At 54.2% G+C, this 21,930-nt stretch carries 24 protein-coding genes; 10 read left to right on the top strand and 14 right to left on the bottom strand.

All coding sequences use genetic code 11. The features are described 5' to 3' along the window. Window positions 1–49 precede the first annotated feature (49 nt). A complete protein-coding gene (locus FHS30_RS15135; protein ID WP_183911347.1) occupies window positions 50–325 on the bottom strand; it encodes an HU family DNA-binding protein in 276 nt (91 codons plus the stop codon). 168 nt (window positions 326–493) lie between these two features. On the opposite strand from FHS30_RS15135, the gene FHS30_RS15130 reads away from it, so the two are divergent. The 5 genes from FHS30_RS15130 (at window position 494) to FHS30_RS15110 (ending at window position 5,240) form a co-directional block, all read left to right on the top strand. After that, on the top strand, window positions 494–1,048 hold the full coding sequence (locus tag FHS30_RS15130) for a chorismate--pyruvate lyase family protein (protein WP_183911346.1): 555 nt from the start codon (window positions 494–496) through the stop codon (window positions 1,046–1,048). Between the two features lie 9 nt (window positions 1,049–1,057). Next, window positions 1,058–1,969 (top strand): 4-hydroxybenzoate octaprenyltransferase, encoded by a 912-nt coding sequence (gene ubiA, locus FHS30_RS15125; RefSeq protein ID WP_183911345.1) that lies wholly within the window; start codon window positions 1,058–1,060, stop codon window positions 1,967–1,969. 78 nt (window positions 1,970–2,047) lie between these two features. Continuing rightward, window positions 2,048–2,749 (top strand): phosphate regulon transcriptional regulator PhoB, encoded by a 702-nt coding sequence (gene phoB, locus FHS30_RS15120; RefSeq protein WP_183911344.1) that lies wholly within the window; start codon window positions 2,048–2,050, stop codon window positions 2,747–2,749. A 35-nt stretch (window positions 2,750–2,784) separates the two neighbouring features. Beyond that, on the top strand, window positions 2,785–4,065 hold the full coding sequence (gene phoR, locus FHS30_RS15115) for a phosphate regulon sensor histidine kinase PhoR (RefSeq protein ID WP_183911343.1): 1,281 nt from the start codon (window positions 2,785–2,787) through the stop codon (window positions 4,063–4,065). A 50-nt stretch (window positions 4,066–4,115) separates the two neighbouring features. Further along, on the top strand, window positions 4,116–5,240 hold the full coding sequence (locus FHS30_RS15110) for a GNAT family N-acetyltransferase (RefSeq protein WP_183911342.1): 1,125 nt from the start codon (window positions 4,116–4,118) through the stop codon (window positions 5,238–5,240). On the opposite strand, the gene FHS30_RS15105 is transcribed toward FHS30_RS15110, so the two are convergent. The 11 genes from FHS30_RS15105 to FHS30_RS15055 form a co-directional block, all read right to left on the bottom strand. Beyond that, the gene (locus FHS30_RS15105) at window positions 5,237–5,842 is read right to left on the bottom strand and encodes a DUF938 domain-containing protein (RefSeq protein WP_343049209.1); all 606 of its coding nucleotides are present in this window, start codon (window positions 5,840–5,842) and stop codon (window positions 5,237–5,239) included. The two genes, FHS30_RS15110 and FHS30_RS15105, sit on opposite strands and share 4 nt — an antisense overlap. A 60-nt stretch (window positions 5,843–5,902) precedes the next feature. Next, window positions 5,903–6,766: a response regulator gene (locus FHS30_RS15100; protein WP_183911341.1), complete on the bottom strand. Its 864-nt coding sequence runs from the start codon at window positions 6,764–6,766 to the stop codon at window positions 5,903–5,905. Window positions 6,767–6,814: 48 nt separating this feature from the next. Then, window positions 6,815–7,159, bottom strand: a complete 345-nt coding sequence (locus tag FHS30_RS15095; RefSeq protein WP_183911340.1) for a hypothetical protein — start codon at window positions 7,157–7,159, stop codon at window positions 6,815–6,817. Between the two features lie 153 nt (window positions 7,160–7,312). Continuing rightward, window positions 7,313–8,089 carry a peroxide stress protein YaaA gene (gene yaaA, locus FHS30_RS15090; RefSeq protein ID WP_183911339.1) on the bottom strand — a complete coding sequence of 259 codons (777 nt, stop codon included), beginning with the start codon at window positions 8,087–8,089 and terminating at the stop codon, window positions 7,313–7,315. Window positions 8,090–8,106: 17 nt separating this feature from the next. Then, complete coding sequence (locus FHS30_RS15085) at window positions 8,107–8,583, bottom strand: DUF4265 domain-containing protein (RefSeq protein ID WP_183911338.1); 477 nt, start codon at window positions 8,581–8,583, stop codon at window positions 8,107–8,109. An 85-nt stretch (window positions 8,584–8,668) separates the two neighbouring features. Further along, on the bottom strand, window positions 8,669–8,893 hold the full coding sequence (locus FHS30_RS15080) for a hypothetical protein (RefSeq protein WP_183911337.1): 225 nt from the start codon (window positions 8,891–8,893) through the stop codon (window positions 8,669–8,671). Between the two features lie 54 nt (window positions 8,894–8,947). Beyond that, window positions 8,948–9,664 (bottom strand): phosphate signaling complex protein PhoU, encoded by a 717-nt coding sequence (phoU, locus tag FHS30_RS15075; RefSeq protein ID WP_183911336.1) that lies wholly within the window; start codon window positions 9,662–9,664, stop codon window positions 8,948–8,950. A 14-nt stretch (window positions 9,665–9,678) separates the two neighbouring features. Then, entirely contained in the window at window positions 9,679–10,527 is an 849-nt protein-coding gene (gene pstB / locus FHS30_RS15070; RefSeq protein WP_183911335.1) for a phosphate ABC transporter ATP-binding protein PstB, read from the bottom strand. 31 nt (window positions 10,528–10,558) lie between these two features. Next, the gene (pstA, locus tag FHS30_RS15065) at window positions 10,559–11,836 is read right to left on the bottom strand and encodes a phosphate ABC transporter permease PstA (RefSeq protein WP_183911334.1); all 1,278 of its coding nucleotides are present in this window, start codon (window positions 11,834–11,836) and stop codon (window positions 10,559–10,561) included. Beyond that, the gene (pstC, locus tag FHS30_RS15060; RefSeq protein ID WP_183911333.1) at window positions 11,829–13,217 is read right to left on the bottom strand and encodes a phosphate ABC transporter permease subunit PstC; all 1,389 of its coding nucleotides are present in this window, start codon (window positions 13,215–13,217) and stop codon (window positions 11,829–11,831) included. Before pstC ends, pstA begins: the two co-directional genes overlap by 8 nt. 80 nt (window positions 13,218–13,297) lie before the next feature. Further along, the gene (locus FHS30_RS15055; RefSeq protein WP_183911332.1) at window positions 13,298–14,338 is read right to left on the bottom strand and encodes a substrate-binding domain-containing protein; all 1,041 of its coding nucleotides are present in this window, start codon (window positions 14,336–14,338) and stop codon (window positions 13,298–13,300) included. Between the two features lie 165 nt (window positions 14,339–14,503). On the opposite strand from FHS30_RS15055, the gene FHS30_RS15050 reads away from it, so the two are divergent. The 3 genes from FHS30_RS15050 to FHS30_RS15040 are packed head-to-tail and all read left to right on the top strand — an operon-like array spanning window position 14,504 to window position 16,841. Beyond that, entirely contained in the window at window positions 14,504–15,058 is a 555-nt protein-coding gene (locus FHS30_RS15050) for a TRAP transporter small permease subunit (protein WP_183911331.1), read from the top strand. Then, window positions 15,051–16,415 (top strand): TRAP transporter large permease, encoded by a 1,365-nt coding sequence (locus FHS30_RS15045; protein ID WP_183911330.1) that lies wholly within the window; start codon window positions 15,051–15,053, stop codon window positions 16,413–16,415. Before FHS30_RS15050 ends, FHS30_RS15045 begins: the two co-directional genes overlap by 8 nt. Window positions 16,416–16,448: 33 nt before the next feature. Next, a complete protein-coding gene (locus tag FHS30_RS15040) occupies window positions 16,449–16,841 on the top strand; it encodes an acyl-CoA thioesterase (protein WP_183911329.1) in 393 nt (130 codons plus the stop codon). A gap of 57 nt (window positions 16,842–16,898) precedes the next feature. Here the strand turns inward: FHS30_RS15040 and FHS30_RS15035 are convergent, their stop codons facing one another. Beyond that, window positions 16,899–18,035, bottom strand: coding sequence for a TRAP transporter substrate-binding protein (locus FHS30_RS15035; protein WP_183911328.1), 1,137 nt, complete (start codon window positions 18,033–18,035; stop codon window positions 16,899–16,901). 49 nt (window positions 18,036–18,084) lie between these two features. Continuing rightward, a complete protein-coding gene (gene uvrD, locus FHS30_RS15030; RefSeq protein WP_183911327.1) occupies window positions 18,085–20,265 on the bottom strand; it encodes a DNA helicase II in 2,181 nt (726 codons plus the stop codon). Between the two features lie 175 nt (window positions 20,266–20,440). On the opposite strand from uvrD, the gene hexR reads away from it, so the two are divergent. Next, window positions 20,441–21,298: a transcriptional regulator HexR gene (gene hexR / locus FHS30_RS15025; RefSeq protein ID WP_425502389.1), complete on the top strand. Its 858-nt coding sequence runs from the start codon at window positions 20,441–20,443 to the stop codon at window positions 21,296–21,298. 57 nt (window positions 21,299–21,355) lie between these two features. Continuing rightward, window positions 21,356–21,928 carry a hypothetical protein gene (locus FHS30_RS15020; RefSeq protein ID WP_183911326.1) on the top strand — a complete coding sequence of 191 codons (573 nt, stop codon included), beginning with the start codon at window positions 21,356–21,358 and terminating at the stop codon, window positions 21,926–21,928. Window positions 21,929–21,930 lie beyond the last annotated feature (2 nt).

Raw genomic sequence — 21,930 nt, 5'->3', positions numbered from 1 at the left:
CTGCGTTAGCTTAGTTGGGTGCGATGAGGGTCAGGTGTGTCGTATCGCGTCAGGTATTGACCGCGTCTTTGAGCGCTTTGCCCGGTTTGAATCCCACGGAGTTGCTGGCTGGAATCTGGATGGTTTCGCCCGTTTTCGGACTGCGGCCGGTACGCGCTGCCCGCGAGCGACGGGTAAAAGAGCCAAACCCAACCAAACTCACTGAGTCGTCGCGCGCCAGCGCATTGGTAATTTGCTCAAGAATGGCAGATACCGCCAGATCGGCTTTATCTTTAGTGAGGTCAGTGGCGTCGGCCACGGCGGCAACCAAATCGGTCTTATACATAGTGATTCCTTCCGCTGTTGTTTGTGTTATCCAGAAGTTAGGACGTAATCCTAACGTCTTTCCACAAGCGAGAGCCAGCACCGGCGCTTGTCCAACGGCCTCAACCCTTCCAGCCTGTGCGGTGGTAGCCTAGAATAGCGGCCCCGCTAACCCCACTCTGGTACCTCTTTGAACCCGTTATCCCACCAGCGCGAACCCCATTGGCGCGATGCCAAGCAAGTGAGCTGGCAGCTGCCTAAGCCGCTAATGCCGTGGCTCTTGGACGAGGGCTCGCTCACCGCGCGGCTGATTGAACACAGCAAGCGAGCGTTTGACGTCGAGTTATTGCAACAGGGTTGGGGTGAGGGTTTCGTGGGCGAATACCGACTGCTAAACAGCCCATTGCGGCAAAAGATGCTGGTGCGTGAAGTGATCTTGCGGGGCGCCGGCCGCCCTTGGGTGTTCGCCCGAAGTTTAGTGCCCGTGACCAGTTTGCAGGGCCGCCTGAAAGCGCTTAAACAATTGGATAACCGACCGCTCGGCGCCTTGTTGTTCCAAGATCCACATATGGCGCGCGGCCCCATTCAAGTGGCCGAAATCCTGCCCGAACACGGCTACCTGCACCCGCAGGCACAGTCCGTGCAGCCAACCCCCTTGTGGGGCAGGCGCTCTGTGTTTTATCTTGACCAGCAACCACTGCTGGTGAGCGAAGTCTTTTTACCCGAATTCCTGTCAACCCTGTAAGGAAAGCCCATGGCTCAGGCCAGCAAGGCAACCCGGGCGCGCAAGCCGCGACCCAAAAGAAAAGTCAAAGCCAATCGCTGGAGCGCACTGTGGACGCTCATGCGCTTCGACCGCCCAATCGGCACGCTGCTGCTCTTGTGGCCCACCCTGTGGGCGCTGTGGCTGGCCGCTGAAGGCCTACCGGACCAACGCACCCTCACCATCTTCGTTTTGGGCGTGATCGTCATGCGCGCTGCGGGTTGCGTGATCAATGACTATGCCGATCGCAAGGTGGATGGCCACGTGGCGCGCACCCACCAACGGCCCCTCGTGAGCGGCGCAGTCACTCCCAAAGCCGCGCTGGTCACCTTCTTTATACTGGTGCTCATGGCCTTTGGTTTGGTGCTCCTCACCAACCCCTTCACCATCGCCCTGTCTGTGGGTGGGCTGCTGCTCGCCAGCGTTTACCCATTTATGAAACGCCACACCTATCTGCCTCAAGTGGTCTTGGGCGCCGCGTTTGCGTGGAGCATTCCCATGGCCTTTGCCGCTGTACGCAACGAACTGGAGCCGGGTATTTGGCTGGTGTATACCGCCGTCGTGTTGTGGACGGTGGCCTACGACACCTACTACGCCATGGTCGATCGCAAAGACGATCTGCGCATTGGGGTCAAATCAACCGCCATTTTATTTGGCGAGAGCGATCTCACTATCATCGGGCTATTGCAGTTGCTCGCGCTGGTGGCCATGCTGATGGCGGGCACACGCTTTGAATTGGGACTCTATTACTATCTCGGCTTACTCGTGGCGGGCGCGCTGTTTGTGTGGCAGCAGTGGGTGGCTCGCCGGCGCGATCCAAAGGGTTCCTTTGAGGCCTTTTTAAACAACCAATGGGTGGGTGCGGCCATCTTTGCAGGCTTGGCGTTAGACCTTGGCCTGTAACTTCATTTCGCCACGTTCATATAACTGTCATATCGCCGTAATCTAATACAGCCTCTCCCAACGCAAGATGACAAGGTTATGAGCAAAAAGACCATCCTGATCATTGACGACGAGACGGCCATTCGCGACATGCTGCGGGTCGCCCTAGAAATGGCAGACTACCGCTGCTTGGAGGCCGAAAACGCGCAGTCGGGCCATGCGCTGGCCATCGATGAAAAGCCAGACCTCATACTGTTGGATTGGATGATGCCCGGCACCAGCGGTATCGAGCTGGCGCGGCGCCTCAAGCGCGATGAAATTACCGCCAAGCTGCCCATCATCATGCTCACCGCCAAGGGCGAAGAGGACAATAAGATACAGGGCTTAGAAACCGGCGCCGACGACTACATCACCAAGCCCTTTTCACCGCGCGAGTTGATTGCACGCCTCAAGGCGGTGCTGCGCCGCATCGAGCCCGACACGCCCGAGGCGCCCATCACCGTCGATCAACTCTGCCTAGATCCAATCAGCCAGCGGGTCACCATTCAAGATCAACCCGTGGACATGGGGCCCACCGAGTACCGGTTGCTGGCATTTTTTCTGACCCACCAAGAGCGGGTCTATAATCGCAGCCAACTGCTCGACCACATTTGGGGTGGCAATGTGTATATCGATGAGCGCACCGTGGATGTGCACATCCGCCGGTTGCGTAAAGCCCTGGCAGCGGGCCAGCACGACCGCTTTGTCCAAACGGTGCGTGGCTCCGGCTACCGCTTTTCCACTAAGGTTGCGAGTAAGTGAATACTCACACCACAAACCAAAGGACCTAGTTTACGGTGCTCAGAGGATTTAACGCCGAGCTCAAACGCGTCGCACTGTTCACCCTGCTGTGCCTGGTGTTCGGGCTGATAAATGGTTACGTGATGGCCACCTGTTTGGTTGGTGGCGGTTTGTACATGTTCTGGATGCTTTGGCAAATCCGCCAATTGGATATCTGGTTAAACCAGCGCCGCAAATCGCCGCCACCCGAGGCCAGCGGTATTTGGTCGGATATCTTTGAGAGTATCTACCGCCTACAAAAACGTCAGGAGCGCGAATCCGAGCGCGTTCGACAAGTGCTCAATCGAGTGCAAGAAACCACCGGGGCACTGCCCGATGGCGTCCTGCTGCTGGATAGCCGCGGCAATATCGATTGGTGGAATCCCGCCGCCGAGCGCATGTTTGGCTTCGAGCAAAGTGATCAGGGTCAGCCGCTGGTAAATTATGTGCGCAACCCCAAATTCGTGGCCTACCTAGAACAGCAGGATTTTCAGCAGCCTCTCGATATTCCCGCTTCGGGTAACAAAGACAACCGCCTGCAATTTCAGGTGACCCGCTTTGGGCACAATGAAAAGCTCGTGGTGGCCCGCGATATCACCTTTATGCACCGCTTGAGTCAGATGCGCAAAGATTTCGTGGCCAATGTCTCCCATGAGTTGCGCACCCCCCTGACAGTGCTTAAGGGCTATTTAGAAACTTTTGCCGACGCAGAACAGCTACCGGTCCAATGGCGCGGTCCACTGTCTCAAATGCAGCAGCAGTGCACCCGTATGCACCTCTTGGTGAATGATTTAATTTCGTTGTCGGTGCTGGAAACGGAGGTGATACCCGATCGCCACCAAGTGCTCTCCCTTCAGCCTTTGCTGCAGCACTTAGTGGACGAGGCCAATTCGCTGTCGGCGGGGAGCCACTCGCTCTCGCTCAACTGCGATAGCAACATCGCCCTGCGCGGAGTGGAAAAGGAACTGCAAAGCGCCTTTGGCAATCTCATCAACAACGCTATCAAATACACCCCCCCGAACACCCAGATTACTATCACCGCCAGGGTTGATCAGAGCGGCCTGACCGTCACCGTGGCAGACCAAGGGCCCGGCATTGAAGCCCGACACCTACCAAGACTCACGGAGCGCTTTTACCGCGTTGACGACAGCCGCAACAGCGCCACCGGTGGCACGGGTCTGGGGCTGGCCATCGTTAAACACGCGTTGTCGCGCCACGATGCGCGCTTAGAGATCGCCAGTCAGGTTGGCAAGGGCTCTCAATTTAGCTGCCGTTTTCCCAAGCAACGGCTGGCCTGATTGACCGTCAGCCACCTATACTGGCGCTCCATTCACTTAGCCTAACGCCTATGCAGCTGGAATTTGTCAGCGCCATCGACGCCGTCGACGCGCACCAATGGCAGGCACTCTTGGCCAGCGACTACCCCTTTTTACAGCACCGCTTTTTGCGTGCTCTGGAAGACCATGGCTGTGTGGCTGCGGCCACCGGCTGGCAACCCCACCATCTACTGGTGCGCGAGGGCGACCAACTCATCGCCGCCGCCCCCATGTACCTCAAACAGCACTCGTGGGGAGAGTATGTATTCGATTGGGCGTGGGCTCAGGCCTACCAAAATGCCGGCCTGAATTACTACCCAAAGCTTTTGTGTGCCGTGCCATTTACCCCCGCCACGGGCCCGCGCCTGCTGGGCCAACTCACCGACGAGCAGTTGGCGACACTGCAATTGCAAGTGCAGGCCCACTGCGAAACCGAGGGCCTTAGCGGTGTTCATTGCTTGTTGACTCAACAGACACAGGCGCACCGGCTGGCGCCCGACTGGACCCTGCGCGAAACACCGCAATATCATTGGTTTAACGACAACTACGAAGATTTTGCAGACTTTATCGACACCTTCACCGCACGAAAGCGAAAGACGTTATTGCGCGAACGACGCCGTGTGCAGGCCCAGGGGCTTACCCTAAGGCGCGCCACCGGTCACCAGATCAGCGCCGAGGATTGGCGGTTTTTCTATCACTGCTACCACACCACCTACCTCAAGCGCTCGGGCCAGCCAGGCTACCTCAACTTGGGTTTTTTTGAACAATTGGGGCGCGACATGAGCGACAACCTGTTAATGGTAACCGCCCACCACAATGGCGAACCCCAAGCAGCGGCGCTCTATCTGTTCGATAGCGAAACCCTGTACGGTCGCTATTGGGGTTGTCTGCAAGAATTTGATTGCCTGCACTTTGAGGCCTGTTACTACCAGGGCATCGAATTTGCCATCGAGCGGGGGTTACAGCGTTTTGATTCCGGCGCCCAAGGCGAGCACAAAATATCGCGGGGCTTTCAACCGGTGCCTGTGTATTCCAATCACTGGTTGGCCAACGCCAGCGCGCGCACGGCAATCACAGGGTTTATTGACCGCGAGCGGCAAGAGACGGCGGCTTACTTGCAGGCCGCAGAGCAACTGCTGCCCTTTAAACAAGGCTAGCCTTTTTGCCATACCAGCAGGCGATTGTTGGCGGGCATTTCGTTGTCTTCACGCGCCTCTAAGCCCACACTTTGACCCAGCGACAGCAACTTTTCGTAATCGCGAATACCGCGCTCTGGATCCTGCGCCTTGAGCCACACGTCAAACCGCTCATTGCTCTCGCTGGTATAACTGCCGCCGTAATTCATCGGTCCGTACACCACCAATAACCCCCCAACCGGCAGGCGCTGGGCCAGGCCCGAAAACATCGCCTGCACGGCGTCCCACGACATAATGTGCACCGTGTTAGCGGTAAAGGCCGCATCGATAGAGGGTAGTGGGGGCCAAGTGCCCTGCACATCGAGCGCCAGCGGGGCATGTAGATTCGGCAATTGGCACTCATCGAGCCACAATTGAATGCCCTCGTGGTGTTCCGGCAGATCGCTGGTATACCAGTTAACCTGGGGCAGGTTTTTGGCAAAGTGGACGGCGTGCTGGCCGGTGCCGCTGCCAACCTCCAAGACATTGCCGCAGTCGGCAAACAAGCGCTTCAAATGGTGCAATATGGGGTCACGGTTGTTTTGACAGGCTTGGGAGAACGGTTTGAGATCAATGGGGTCCACAGACTGCACCTGTTATTAATATGATAGATGTGGCGTTTAGGGAACAAATCGAGCGGTGATTTAGAGTCGGGCAATGTAGCGCGAAAGCTGTTCGAATTTTGCCGGATCATCATCCACAAAGCGAATGCTGATTTTAACTAACCGGGTATCTACCCGTGGTTCAGCCGCCTGTAAGCTACTGATGTAGCCATTCACGCGGGCAACGGCCTTACCGTCCGCATCCATGATATCTAGTACGGCCGACTCAAATATCACAGGTAGCGCATCGCGCCGCTGAATGACGCCGTTGAGTGCCTGCAGTGATAACTCTCGGATCAAACATTCAAACTGCCCCGAAGCCAAGCGCAATTGCGCCAATCCCTTGTGAGCTGACGGCTTTGATTTGGCGGTTTTTTTGGCGGTGCTGGGCTTGGCCGTCAACGCCGCCGCTGAAGCACTTTGTGCGGCCTTCGGTTTGGGGGCTGCCGCCTTCCCCGTCAACGCCTCAATAGAACCAAATGCCGCCCCTTGGCCACCACCGCTGGCCGGTTGGGTTTTGGCCTCGATTCCCAAGCGTTTGAGCTGCTTGGCCACCTTGCCCATCAATTCTTCCGGTGTAAACGGCTTCACTAAATAGTCGGATACGCCCGCTTGCACGGCCTTCACCACAAACTCCCGATCACCGCGGCTGGTCACCATCACAAAGGGTGTCGCTTGGTGGTCCGCTTGACTGCGCACCCATTGCAACAACTCTTCGCCTGACATGCCCGGCATTTCCCAATCCGACAAGATGATATCGATACTCTGTTGCTTAAGCAGGGCCACGGCTCGGTGGCCATCAGCAGCGTCATACAAATCAACCTCAGGCAGCATGCTGCGCAGGTTGTTTTTTACCATATCGCGAATGAAACTGGCGTCGTCCACCACCAGAATGCGTGCACTCATGCAGCTCTCCTTTACGTCCTTGTTACAGACTAGCAGCTGAGGTGGTGATCAGGCGGTGGCTTTTTGGCAAGGTGTGTGACTGATCGCAGACTGCAGGCAATCACTCAGCCGCTCGATATCGCCGAGCCAAGCCAGGGGCACTGGGTAGAATTGACTGTCTAAGCTGACGCCTGCGGGTTGCAGCGGTTGCGTGTCGGGCAGCCAACGGCGCACTGCCTCGGCATTGAGGTGCATGAACAAGGTGTTGTTTACGATGAGCGCAACGCGATCGCCACCCAGGCTGAAACTGGCGGCGTTGAAATGGTGGTGGCTTTTAGTGGGCAAACCCGTAACCGCACTCGCCAGCTCAAGCTGGGCAAGGACATAGGTTACGAATTCTTGATCTTGTGCCATGGGCGCCCTGCGGTACATTGCCGCGTTATTGTTATTGATTTGGCTGTTGGTAGAACACTCGTGCAATGATCACACCGGTGCGGATCGTAACAGTTCGACGAATTCCCGCAAGACGAATTAGATATATAAACAAGCCAATATTAGTGCAAAAGGCTAATCTTGGGCATCTCTGCGAAACTCCCATTGGGTTTCTGTGGACGCCTCGGCGTCAAAGTAATAGCCATCCCAATCGAATTCCTTCAATGCCATCGCATCGGTCAGTCGCTCTTTGATCGCAAACGCCGCCATCATGCCCCGCGCTTTTTTAGCGTAGAAGCTGATGATTTTGTACTGGCCGTTTTTAAAGTCCTTGAATACCGGTGTAATCACCGGTGTCGCCAGCGCTTTCGGTTGCACCGCTTTGAAGTATTCGTTGGATGCGAGATTGACCAAGCTGTCGCTGCGCAATTTGCGCAACTGGGCATTGAGGGCCTCCGTCAACTGCGCGCCCCAAAAGCCGTATAAGTCCTTGGCGCTATCATTGGCAAAGCGGGTGCCCATTTCTAGCCGGTAGGGCTGCATTAAATCCATGGGTCGCAGTAATCCGTAGAGGCCCGACAGAATTCGCAGGTGTTTTTGGGCAAACTGGTAGTCGTCCTTAGCAAAGGTTTCCGCTTGTAGGCCGGTGTACACATCGCCTTTAAAAGCCAACAGCGCCGGCTTGGCGTTGTCTTTGGTAAACGGCGTCTGCCATTGCTGAAAGCGATCAAAATTGAGTGTTCCCAACTTATCGCTGACGCTCATCAAGGCTGAAATATCGTGCGGGGACAAGCCTCGCAGTTGATCGATCAGCGATTGTGATTGCGCTAAAAACGCCGGTTCGGTGGCTGCGGCATACTGCCAGGGGGTCTCGTAATCCAGCGTTTTAGCCGGCGAAATCACCATTAACATAATTTAATTCCGTTCGATTATTCGGGAGCCAGGATTTCCTGCCACCAATTGAGAGGCGTTTCGCCATCTTCGGGGTCGTAGACGTTGCCGTATAACCACTGGCATTGATCGGTCAGGCATTTGTTGAGAATGGCCTCGATGGCGCTGAAGCCCAAGCTAACGTGGACGGTGTACACCAACATACGTGGGGTTTCGATATCCAGCTCACCGCCCAGCTTTTCCAGTTCTGCGGTCAAGGTTTCTGCCACAGCGCCCAGGTCCTCGCGGCCATAGACGCGTATGCACACATTGCCGCTACGTCGCACGATTTCGAACGCCTGATCTTCGGGATCCAATTTAAGGGTGTCGCCGGCGGCCAAGCCTTTGATAAACGCCGGTGATTTTACCAGCTGAAGGGTGCCATCTTCGTTGGCACGCACCTGCAGTTTTTCAGCAACCGGCTGCCCCTGCGGGTTGTAGCCGGCAAACATTTCAATAACCTGTAGAGCCTGCATTCACTATCTCTGTCGCAATTGCGCCGGAGCGCCTGTATTTGAAGGAGGGCTATTATAGGGGCAGAGGCGGGTGAGTCCCAGCGCCTCAGCGGCTGGGGCAAACAAAGGTGCCGAGCTCGCGCTTGCGGCGCTCACACTCGCGCCGCATATTCTCGCAGGCGGTGGCATATCCGGGGGCGGTGGGCTTTTTTTCTAGGCAGTTGCTGTAGCGTTCGCTCAGCTCAAAGTCGGACATGCGCTCAATGCGCGAGGGCTCGCATGCTGAGATCAACCACGACAGTAGCGCTAGCAGCAGGGTGCGATAAATCACTGGAAGTTCTCGGAGGCCATTGTCACAGTATAGTGGCAATGACCTCGATCGGCGCTACTGGTTGAGAATTTTCGCCTCGGCTTCATCCAAGCTGATGTGGCGGATATCTAGCCCGCGCACCAGGTACACGACGTGCTCGCAAATATTGCGCACGTGATCACCAATGCGCTCTAGCGCCCGCAAGGCCCACAGGACGTTCATCACGCGCGAGATTTCACGGGGATCTTCCATCATGTAGGTCACCATCTCGCGAATGGCCGTCTTGTATTCACGGTCCACCGATTCATCGGCCTCCACCACCCGCAATGCAGCTTCGGCATCAAAGCGCGCAAAGGCATCGAGCCCTTGGTTCATCATGGTCAACACGCTGGCACCTATATGGCGCAATTCCGTCGCACCGCGACGATTGGCGCCTTCACCCGACAGCGCAATGGCCATCTTCGCGACCTTTTGCGCCTCGTCACCGATGCGCTCCAAATCGCGTACGGCTTTGATAACCGCCAGCACCAATCGCAAATCTGAGGCGGCCGGTTGCCGACGGGCCAACACCAAGGTGGCTTGCTCATCGAGCTCAATTTCAAAATCGTCCACGCGATCTTCGTTGACGATCACTTTTTCAGCCAGGGCAGTATCACCGGATTCAATACTGGCCACCGCGTCTGTCACCTGCTGTTCCACTAGACCGCCCATTTCTAGCAGCTGGGTGCGCAGGGCTTCCAGCTCCACATTAAATTGGCGTGAGATGTGGCGATCTAAATGCAACTTATCCATATCTGCGCTCCCTATCAGCCGAACCGGCCAGTGATGTAAGCCTCTGTTAAATCGTGATCCGGATTGGTAAACACTTTTTCGGTGTCGTTTACTTCAATCAGCTTGCCCAAATGAAAATACGCGGTGCGATGAGAAACGCGCGCCGCTTGCTGCATTGAGTGGGTCACGATGGCGATGGTGTAATTTTCACTCAACTCAGCAATCAATTCTTCAATTTTTGCCGTGGCGATGGGGTCCAGTGCGGAGCAGGGTTCATCCATCAAAATCACTTCTGGGCTCACTGCAATGGTGCGCGCAATGCACAAGCGCTGCTGCTGACCACCCGACAATCCCGTACCCGGCCCATGCAGGCGGTCTTTCACTTCATCCCATAAACCGGCTTTGCGCAAACTGGTTTCAACAATCTCATCCAACTCTGTGCGACGGCTTGCCAAACCATGAATACGGGGCCCGTAGGCCACATTGTCATAAATACTTTTTGGAAATGGATTGGGTTTTTGAAACACCATGCCAACCCGCGCCCGCAACGGCACGACATCGAGGCTGGGGTCGTAAATATCCTGATTTTCCAACATTAACTTGCCCTCGACGCGGCAGATGTCGATGGTGTCGTTCATGCGGTTTAGGCAACGCAAAAACGTGGACTTACCGCATCCCGATGGACCAATCATGGCAATCACTTCATTGCGACCGATATCCAAATCCACACCGTAAATAGCCTGCTTATCGGCGTAGAAAACGTTGACGCCCCGCATGCTCATTTTGGCATTTTTCACCAAGGGTTCGCCGACGGTTTTATCGGCGTGCGCCTGTGCAGTGTGTTCAGAAATATTCATTGGGGCCTGTGTTGCTGCCGTTGTCATAGGGGTTACCTGTCACTCTCTAGGCGTTGCGTTACCAGCGACGCTCCAACCGCCGGCGTAGCCAGACAGCCAGTGCATTCATTAAAAACAAGAATCCAAGCAGTACCATAATGGCTGCCGAGGTCTTTTCTACAAAGGCGCGCTCAGGACTGTCGGCCCATAAAAATATTTGTACGGGCAGGGCAGTCGCCGCATCCATCACACCACCAGGTAGGTCCACAACAAAGGCCACCATGCCGATCATCAATAGCGGTGCGGTTTCACCCAACGCCTGGGCCATGCCGATAATGGCACCGGTAAGCATGCCAGGCATGGCCAAGGGCAACACGTGGTGCATAACCATTTGCATCTTGGATGCACCCAAACCCAGCGCCGCCTCACGTATTGACGGTGGGACCGCTTTGATAGCGGCGCGGCTGGAAATGATAATGGTGGGTAGGGTCATCAACGTTAGCACCAGCCCACCCACTAAGGGTATTGAACGTGGCATTTCAAAGAAATTGATAAATATCGCAAGGCCTAAGAGGCCAAAAATAATTGATGGCACCGCAGCCAGGTTATTGATGTTGACTTCAATAAGATCCGTCCAGCGATTTTTTGGTGCATATTCTTCAAGATAGACAGCGGCCGCAACCCCAATGGGAAACGATAATAGCAGTGTCACTAACACGGTAAAGAAAGAGCCTAATGCCGCCCCCATAATACCGGCCATCTCAGGTTCACGTGAATCGCCGCTAGTAAAAAATGTCGTGTTGAGTGCAGTACGCAACTCGCCGCTGAAGTCCAGCGTTTGCAACCAAGTCAACTGTTCGTCGCTCAAGCGACCCGTAAAAGGCGATTTGGAATCCACACTCTTATACCAGGTATCCACATCATCATCGGCCAACAACCAAAATCCGTGGGAGCTATCCAATAGTTCCGGTTGACGCTTTACTTGATCGCGCAGTGCATAACTCGCACCGCTACTGATAAGCGCATTAAGCGCGCGCTTTGCGCGCCGGTCGGTCACGTCCAAGCGCGCGTAGAGTGCTCGCTTGATGGCTCCCTCAAAGTCTGCCTGCATGAACGCATTTTCAACTTCAGGATCACTGATGCCTAAATCATCACTGCTCAAATCTACCGTGAGATAGATCTCGGTAGATACAAAACCTTTATAACCTTTGCCGATGATATCGGTGAACAACACCACCAAACAGGAAAGCCCAAACAGCACCGACAGGATTCCGTATAACCGGAATCGCTGTTCAGCACGATAGCGACGCGCCAAGTTTTTATTCACTTTTTCAATGGTGGATTCCGCGCTAGTCATATTGCTCTCGATATTTTTTTACCACGTGCAGTGCTACAAAATTGAGCGCCAAGGTGGTGACAAACAACATCAGGCCCAAGGCAAAAGCCGCCAAGGTTTTAGGGCTGTCAAATTCTTGGTCACCCACGAGTAGTGTCACAATTTGGACAGTAACCGTGGTCACCGATTCGAGCGGATTGGCGGTGAGTTTGGCGGCAAGTCCAGCGGCCATAACGACGATCATGGTTTCGCCAATGGCCCGCGATGCGGCCAGCAATACACCACCAACCACGCCAGGTAAAGCCGCGGGCAACACCACTTGCTTTATGGTTTCAGATTGGGTCGCGCCCAATGCCAGTGAGCCATCGCGCAACGATTGCGGCACTGCACTGATCACATCATCGGCCAGCGAAGACACAAAGGGAATAATCATTACCCCCATGACTAAGCCCGCTGCCAGCGCGCTTTCGCTCGATGTGGCGAGACCGAATGACAACCCTAAATCGCGAATGACAGGTGCCACGGTCAGGGCCGCAAAAAAACCATAAACCACAGTTGGTATGCCCGCCAAAATTTCTAACAAGGGCTTGACCACCGCGCGCACCTGCCGGTGCGCATATTCCGCCAAGTAGATGGCAGCCATCAAACCCACGGGCACTGCGACAACCATGGCAATCAATGAAATTAACATCGTGCCGGCAAACAGAGGCACAGATCCAAACGCACCGGAGCTACCCACCTGATCGGCACGCATGGCCATCTGCGGGCTCCACTGAGTACCAAAGAGAAATTCAAAGGGGGAGACCGAGCGGAAAAATTGTAACGACTCAAACAGCACGCTGAGCACAATGCCTACTGTGGTCAAAATTGCGAGGCAGGAACAGGCCAAAAGGAACCAACTAAAAACGGTTTCAACTTTTTGCCGAGCACGCAGTTGCGGTGCCACCTTGCTCCAACCAAACATTAACCCCAAGATGCCCAAACTCAGTACAACGCCAGTGGCGGCTAGGCGATTGGTGGTTTGAATAGCCGTTAAACTCTCTGCTGCCGCCAATAATTCCGCCGGCTGTCCGTCACTTGACAGGTGCCCCTGGGCAATATTGGACACAGTGTTTAACAACAGGCCCAACTCATCGGCGGGCAGCGCCTGTGCGTCGGCCGACAATTTCGCGATCACAAACCACTCGATGAGATTGGCATCAAACAACTGCCAAACACCTAAGACCACCAACGCAGGGAGCGCACACCAAAGCGCCGTCAACATGCCGTAGTAAAACGGCAAGGACGCAAGGCTGCTGGCACCACCAATGCTCTGCGATTGCAACATGGCACGGCCTCGGCCTATGACAAACGCAAAAACCGCGAGTGCGAGCAGTGAAGTAAACAGTGTGAGTGGCTGCATAATGTTCAGTCGTTCTCAATAAAGCAATCGCTCGGCGACCGGCGCCGAGCGATGGGTAATTCAAAATGCCAGTGCGGCGATTAAAGCGTCTTTAACGCCTTGACCTCGGCCGCAATCTTGGCGCGTTTTGCTTTGGCCATGGGAATCATGCCTTTGTCCGTCAGATAGCCTTCATCGCCCCACGCTTTTTCGTGGGTGAACTCTGCCAAGTATTCAGCGATGCCCGGCACCACACCCACGTGGGCTTTTTTCACATAGAAAAACAGTGGGCGCGAGATAGGGTAACTACCATCGGCGATGGTATCAAACGTCGGGTCTTTGCCATCCACCTGTGACGCTTTTACCTTGTCGCTATTTTGATCGAGAAAGCTAAAGCCAAAAATGCCCAGCGCGTTGGGGTTGGCATTCAGTTTTTGAACGATCAAATTGTCGTTTTCTCCGGCTTCAACGTAGGCTCCGTCTTCACGAATTTCGTGACACAGGGCTTTGTATTTGTTTTTGTCAGTGGACTTTAACGCTTTGATCCAATCAAAACTGTTGCAGCCACCTTCCATAGCCATTTCTAAAAACGCATCGCGCGTGCCTGACGTGGGCGGTGGACCCAGCACCTCAATCTTGCTGGCTGGCAATACGGGATTGATGTCCTTCCACGTTTTATAGGGGTTGGCAATCAACCCTTGACCGCCTTTGGGATTGGGAACTTCCTTAGCCAGGGCGAGAAAGAGGTCTTTGCGAGTGACTTTGAACAGGGGGGCAGCCTTGGCGTTGGCGATCACAATGCCATCGTAACCAATCAACACTTCGACCACGTCGGTCACACCATTGTCTGCACACATTTGCAGCTCGGAATCTTTGATGGCGCGCGATGCATTGGTCATATCGGGGTATTGCACGCCCACACCGCTGCAAAACAACTTGAAACCGCCGCCGGTGCCTGTGGATTCAACCTTCGGCGCCTTAAAATGGGTAGACCGACCAAAGCGCTCAGCCACGGTAGTTGAGAAGGGGTATACCGTGGACGAACCCACAATGCTAATGTGATCGCGCGCGGCCGCGCCAGCAGTCATCGCCACACCCAGTGCGGTAGCGGCTAGAGCAGCAGTAGTCAGTAGTTTTTTCACGTTGTCCTCCAAGGGGCAATTAGTTGTTTGACGGCGCCACTGTATTGCCTTTGGGTGACAATTATATGAACCCTAAATGACATAAATGTGACAAAGGATAGACGCCGCTGAGGGTGACGTGCACGGTATAATGAAAAACTAAAATCTATAAAAAAGCGTTTTTATATGTCTGATAGTGAATCAAGGCCCTTAGGCCAAGGGCTGATTGCCCTGCAATTCGCCCTGCAATCAGGCACTCGGCGACTGGGTCGCTGGGTTGCTTGGCTGACCTTGGCCATGGTGCTGATCACCTGCCTGATCGTTCTGTTGCGCTACGGCTTCAACGTGGGCAGCGTGGCTCTCCAAGAAGGGCTCATCTATTTGCACGCCACGGTATTTCTGCTGGCGCTGGCCTATACCGCCGATGAAGACCAGCAGGTGCGCGTCGACATCTTTTACCGACGCTTTAGTCCCACAGCGCAGGCCTGGATCAATTGTTTAGGCGCACTGTTATTCCTGCTGCCCTTTGCCTGCCTTATGTTCTGGGTCACCTGGCCCTTCTTTACCAATGCCCTCGCCATTCGAGAGGGGTCCGGCGAGGCGGGTGGTTTGCCCTTTGTCTATTTGCTAAAAGGGCTGCTGCCCCTATCTGCACTCAGTTTGATCATACTCGCCATCGGACAGGTGGCTGGGAATCTGGGCCGCTTGATGCAGAGTTATGGGGGCCAGAGCCATGATTGAGCTGCTGCCACTGTTTCTATTTGTTGCCGTCTGTCTGGTGCTAATGCTGGGCTATCCCGTGGCCTTCACACTCGCCGGTGTGGCATTGCTATTCGCCGGTTTGGGCATATTGCTGCAACATTTCGATCCCAATTTGCTGCTCGCACTGCCGGATCGCCTCTATGGCACCATGACCAATGTGACCTTGATCGCAGTGCCCCTGTTCGTGTTCATGGGCGTCATGCTTGAGCGCTCCCGGTTGGCGGAAGACCTGCTCAGCAACATGGCCCGCGCCTGCGGTCGACTGCCCGGCGGCTTGGGGTTATCGGTCATTTTGGTGGGCACCCTGTTGGCCGCCAGTACCGGTATTGTCGGTGCCACAGTGGTCACCATGGGCCTGATGTCGCTGCCCACCATGCTGAAACGCGGCTATGACCCCGCGCTGGCCACCGGCACTATTTGCGCCACCGGCACGCTGGGCCAAATCATCCCACCCTCCATCGCGCTGGTATTGCTGGGCGATATTCTCAGCAGTGCCTATCAACAATCCCAACTCACGCTAGGCGTTTACAATGCGGAGCCCATCTCCGTGGGCGACTTATTTGTTGGGGCGTTGGTGCCAGGTTTGATTCTGGTGGTGTTTTACTTGGTCTATCTCGGTTTTAAGGCGTGGCGCAGCCCGCACCTCGCACCGGCCAGTCTCGATCAAGCGCCGTCGCTGGCGGAGCTATTGTCGAGCCTGTTGCCACCCATTGCATTGATCGTTTTGGTATTGGGGTCAATTCTCACCGGCGCGGCCACGCCCACTGAAGCCGCTGGCGTGGGCGCTTTGGGCGCGCTGCTTCTGGCGGGTCTGAGGGGTAAGCTAACCCTCGCGATACTGCGGGATGTGGTCCAATCCACCACCCGCATTACCGCCATGGTGTTTGGTATTTTAATTGGGGCCTCGCTGTTTTCTTTGGTGTTTCGCGGCCTTGGCGGAGAAACACTGGTGCACGAATTGTTTACCGGGCTGCCAGGCGGCACCTTGACGGCGCTACTGGTGGTGATGGTGCTCATCTTTTTGCTGGGCTTTATTCTCGACTTTATCGAAATTACCTTTGTGGTGGTGCCCATCATCGCGCCGGTGTTGTTTGCCATGGGGGTAGACCCCCTGTGGTTGGGCATTATGATTGCCATCAATCTTCAAACCAGCTTTTTAACGCCGCCCTTTGGCTTTGCGCTGTTTTATTTGCGCGGCGTTGCACCCGATTCGGTGCCTACCGCACAGATTTACCGTGGCGTAGTACCTTTTATTGTGATCCAATTGCTACTCCTCGCCCTGATAGCGCTGGAGCCAGGCATCGTTTCTTGGCTGCCCAACCTGCTGCGGAGTTAGCGAGCTTAGCGGTACTGATAACGAGAATTCACCATGCAAAATGAAGACGAGAACCCCACACCCACAGGCCAGTTGATGCTACAAACATTAACTTTGCCCGCCGATACCAACGCCAGCGGCGATATTTACGGCGGTTGGTTGATGACCAAAATGGATTTGGCCGGCTCTGTTTCTGCGCAGTCTATCGCCCGGGGCCGGGTCACTACCGTGGCCGTGGGCTCCATGGTCTTTCTACGCCCCGTACCGGTGGGTTCAAGCGTTGGGTTTTACGTAGAGGTCGAAGAGGTGGGACGCTCCTCAATCCGCACCTTGGTAGAAGCGTGGATCATGGACCCGCAGGGCGGTGAAGCCCAAAAAATTACCGAAGGCGAATTTGTTTATGTGGCCATCGACGGCAACGGCCGCACGCGCCCAATCGGTAAATAACCCCGCCCGCTAGGCGCACCCTGTGCGCCTGAACATCTAGAAATAACAAATAGCCTACTACCGACTTTGGTAATACGCCTCTTCCGATATCCCGTGGTAGTGCTTAGCTTGATCGCGAAACGCTTTGTAATCGGCATAGACCTTGGCGAAAAATGGGTCTTGCTTAGATTGTTCAGCGTACATTTCATCAGAAATTTGCTTGAGCTTTTGCAACACGTCGCTTGGCAGCCGCTTGATTTGTACACCGTGCTTGGTGACCAATTCATTCATTGCCCGGTTATTGCGCGCCGTGTACTCGTCGAGCATATCTTGATTCACCGCGCGCGCCGTCACTTCCACCAACTTTTGTAAATCTGCGGGTAGCGACTCTAACGCGGTTTTATTCACGATTAATTCCAGAGTGGGACCTGGCTCGTGCCAGCCGGGGTAGTAGTAATACTTGGCCACCTGATGAAAGCCAAAGGCCAAGTCGTTGTAGGGCCCCACCCATTCCGTGGCATCGATAACACCGGTCTGCAGCGAGGTGTACAGTTCATTGCCCGGGATGTTGACGGCAACACCTCCTGCACGGGTAAACACTTCACCACCCAGCCCCGGAATGCGCATTTTTAGGCCTTTGATATCGGCCATGGAATTGATTTCTTTGTTAAACCAACCGGCCATTTGCACGCCGGTATTGCCGCCGGCGAAAGGTACAATGTTGAACGGTGCATAGGCCTCACGCCACAATGTCAGGCCGTTGCCGTAGTGCAACCAGCCATTCATTTCCTGTGCGTTCATGCCGAAAGGCACCGAGGTAAAAAACGGCGCTGCGGGGATTTTGCCCTTCCAATAGTAGGCACCACCGTGGCCCAATTCAACGCTGCCACTGGAAACTGCATCAAACACGCCCAGTGCAGGCACCAATTCATTGGCGCCATATACGGTCACCTGCATTCGCCCATTGCTGGCTTCATTGATCCAACTCGCAAAGTTTTCTGCGGCCATACCCAGACCGGGAAAATTTTTCGGCCAGGTGGTCGCCATGCGCCATTTGTAAACCTGCTGCGTTTGCGCACCGGTGTTTTCAAACACCTTTTGCGTGGCCGGTTGGCTGAATACCAAGGCATAGAAAAGTGCGATCACCAGCGCCGCTAAACTCACGATTACGATGGGAATCCATGCAGAATGTCGTTGAGGGTTAAGTGGGTTCATAGTGTTAGCCATTATTATTGTGATGGGTGTTGCAAAAGGTGCGAGGAAATTAACTCAATGCTTCCAACTTCGCCAGCCTGAGCACCAACCACTTACTACCTTCATTTAAAAAATTCACCTGCACGCGCGCATTGGCGCCCTGGCCCTCAAATTGGGTGATAACCCCTTCGCCAAAAATTGGGTGGTTAACACCTTGCCCAAGACTAAAACCGGTATCTTGCGCATATTCTGCCTGATTATCCCAACGTGAAGGGGCGGCCCGTTCAAAAGATACAGGGCGAGAAAAGCTCGCTTTCACGCGCACTTCCTCTAACAGCGTATTGGGTATTTCTTTCACAAAACGCGACAAGGCATTGTAGGTTTCGCTGCCATACATGCGCCGCGATTCCGCATAGGTCAGGTACAGCTTCTCCATGGCGCGGGTAATGCCCACATAGGCCAAGCGGCGCTCTTCCTCTAGGCGACCTGGCTCTTCCATGGACATTTTGTGCGGAAATAGATTTTCTTCCATGCCCGCCAAAAACACTAGGGGAAATTCCAGACCTTTTGCGGAGTGCAGGGTCATCAATTGCACCGCGTCTTCAAATTCATCGGCCTGCTGATCGCCAGCATCCAGTGCCGCACCGTCTAAGAATTCCGCCAAATCTGAGATGTTTTCATCTTCGCCGACAAAACTGCCACAGGCGTTGGTGAGTTCTTGGAGGTTCTCGACCCGCGCTTGGCCCTTTTCACCCTTCTCATTTTTGTGGAAATCCAGCAGGCCAGAGCCTTTGATGACCTTATCGACCATGTCGCCCAATGGCAGCGTTTCGGTGACCTGTTTCAGCTCTTGCACCAGTACTTGAAAACCCTCCACCGCGCTGCGAGCCCGTGGGGCTAAGACCTTTTCCTGCACCATTTTTTGTGCCGCAGCCCAAAGCGAGCAGCCTTCTGCACGCGCAAATTGGCGAATAGTATCAACGGATTTTTCACCAATGCCGCGGGTGGGTGTGTTTACCACCCGCTCAAACGCGGGGTCATCGTGGGGGTTATTGATCAGGCGTAAATACGCCAGCGCGTTTTTGATTTCCAAGCGCTCGTAAAATCGCTGGCCGCCATAGATACGATAGGGCACCTGTTCGCGTAAAAGCGCCTCTTCCAGCACCCGCGATTGGGCGTTTGATCGATACAAAATGGCCACCTCGTCTAAACGACGATTCGGTTGGCTGTGCCATTGCTCAATGCGCTCGACAATAAAGCGCGCCTCATCTTGTTCGTTATAAGCGGCGTACAGGGCGATTAAATCGCCCTCATCACCGTCGGTCCACAGCTCTTTACCGAGTCGGCCTTGGTTGTTATCGATGACCGCATTGGCCGCTTTCAAAATATTGGCGGTAGAGCGGTAGTTTTGCTCCAAGCGGATGGTTTTGGTATTCAAAAAATCATCGGTAAACCGCTGGATATTTTCGATGCGCGCGCCGCGCCAGCCGTAGATGGATTGATCGTCGTCGCCCACGGCGGTGACATATGCAGTTTTGCCCGCCAGCACGCGCAACCAGGCATACTGCACGGCATTGGTGTCTTGGAATTCGTCCACCAAGACAAAGGGGAAACGCTGTTGGTAATGCTTGAGTAGCGCTGGGTTGTCGCGCAGCAATTCCAGGGCGCGCAGTAACAATTCCCCGAAATCCACCAGCCCCGTGGTATTGCAAGCGGCTTCATAACCGCGATAGATCGCCAAGTGGGTGCGGGTATAGACATCGCCGGTATCATCGACGTGGTCGGCGCGGCGACCTTCGTCTTTTTGGCTGTTGATCCACCACTGGGCTTGGCGAGCCGGCCACTGCTTTTCATCCAACTGTAAACCCGCACACACGCGCTTGATCATACGCAGCTGGTCATCGCTGTCTAAGATTTGAAAATTCTGCGGCAGTTTGGCATCAGACCAATGCATTTTAAGGAGCCGATGCGCTAAACCGTGGAAGGTGCCCACCCACATGGCGCGTGGATTCAGCCCCATGAGCTCTTCCAAGCGCGCGCGCATTTCACGGGCGGCTTTATTGGTAAAGGTCACGGCCATGATCGACACGGGCGATACCTGTTCAACTTGGATCAACCAAGCAATGCGGTGCACCAGCACGCGGGTTTTACCGCTGCCGGCACCGGCCAGAATCAGTTGATTACAGGGTTCTGCGCTGACCGCTTGGCGCTGCGCATCGTTGAGTTGGTCGAGCAGGAGAGAAACGTCCATGCACCATCATATTTCGCTGTATGTAGGAAAACTACAAAAATCTGGTGTTTTTACTACATGATTGAATAAAATAATGCCGGGTAGCAATGCGCCGCTGCAGTGGGATATATAGTGCAAGGCGCCGCGCAGCGCCCACCAAGGCAACAACGCAGAAAGCTTTTACAAGGAGTAGGCAGTGAAACCGGCACTCATGACACAAAAAATCAGTGACGCTATCTTAACGATGCGCAAGTCTGAACGCAAAGTGGCGGAATTTGTGCTGGCACACCCGGCGGACATTATACACATGCGAATCGTGGATTTGGCCAAGCGCGCGGAAGTCAGCGAACCAACTGTGGTGCGCTTTTGCCGCGCCATCGGCTGTGAAGGTTTTCAGGATTTTAAGCTCAATTTGGCCCAACAACTGGCGGCAAGCCCCAGTTTTGGGCAAATAGCGGTCACGGACGAAGATACCGTGGCCGACTACAGCCACAAGGTCTTTGACTCCACCGTCGATACCCTGCTCAAGGTACGCGATTCACTCAACCCCGAAATCATGGATCGCGCCGTTAACGCCCTGTGCAATGCCAACCGCGTGGAGTTTTTCGGTTTTGGTGCCAGTGGCGCCGTGGCGGCAGACGCGCAGCATAAATTCTTCCGCCTACAACTAGCCACTGCGGCCTATTCCGACCACCACATTCAACACATGTCGGCGATGTCCATGAAACCCGGCGACGTGGTTGTAGCCATCTCACAATCGGGCCGCACCGAAGCACTGATCAACGCCATTGAAGTGGTGCGCAGTGTCGGCGGTATCGTTATCGCCATCGCACCCTCCGGCTCTCCAGTGATACAAAAAGCCAGCATTCCTATCGAGGTCAATGTAGAAGAGGATATTGAAATCTATACGCCGCTATCGTCACGCATCGCCCATTTAGTGGTGATTGACGTGTTGGCTATTGGGGTAGCGAAACATAAAGGGCCGAAATTGCATGATCATTTGTTTCGCTTGAAGCAGGGGTTACGGAAGCTGCGGGTAAATAATGAACGATGAACATTATTCGTTCTAACTAACCGAATTAATTCATTCACTTGGATCATAGATAGCCTTATGAAATTAGTATCTTATTCAATCTTTATTTTGTTATTAATATTAACCACGGCATGCACGGAAGTGCGGTATCTCCCTATAATGCATGAATTTAATAGCGATAAAGATGTTGGTTATTTGGTGATATCCATTTCCTACAGTGGCACTGCGTCTCATTACTCAGTTCGCTTTAATAAAGTGAATCAGTCGAGTACGCAAACCATAGAAATAAGCCCGGGCAGGAATTGGGATATAGACTATCCTGGAACGAGAGGAAGAATAGTTGCAGTGGCTTTAGAGCCAGGGGAATACGAAATTACTTCTTGGTCAGTTTATAACGGGGGGTTTGGTTTACATGCCAACAACAATGCACAGATTCCTTTTCAAATAGTACCTAAATCTATGACTTATTATGGTAATTTTCACTTCCTAAGAACAGCAGGCTTCGGAGCTACAATTACAGATATCGATGTTCAATATAGTGACCGTAGTGCACGAGACATTCCTTTAATTGCTGGTAAGTATATCTATCTTAAAAGTGAAGAGCTGAAAGTTGGGAAAATAGTTGAGAAAGATCTTACTAATACTCGTTAAAG

The sequence above is a fragment of the Simiduia aestuariiviva genome (genome assembly GCF_014192475.1).
Classification (GTDB): domain Bacteria; phylum Pseudomonadota; class Gammaproteobacteria; order Pseudomonadales; family Cellvibrionaceae; genus Simiduia; species Simiduia aestuariiviva.
The sequence above is the reverse complement of the archived record's forward strand: the minus strand, read 5'-3'. Positions and strand labels throughout refer to the sequence as shown.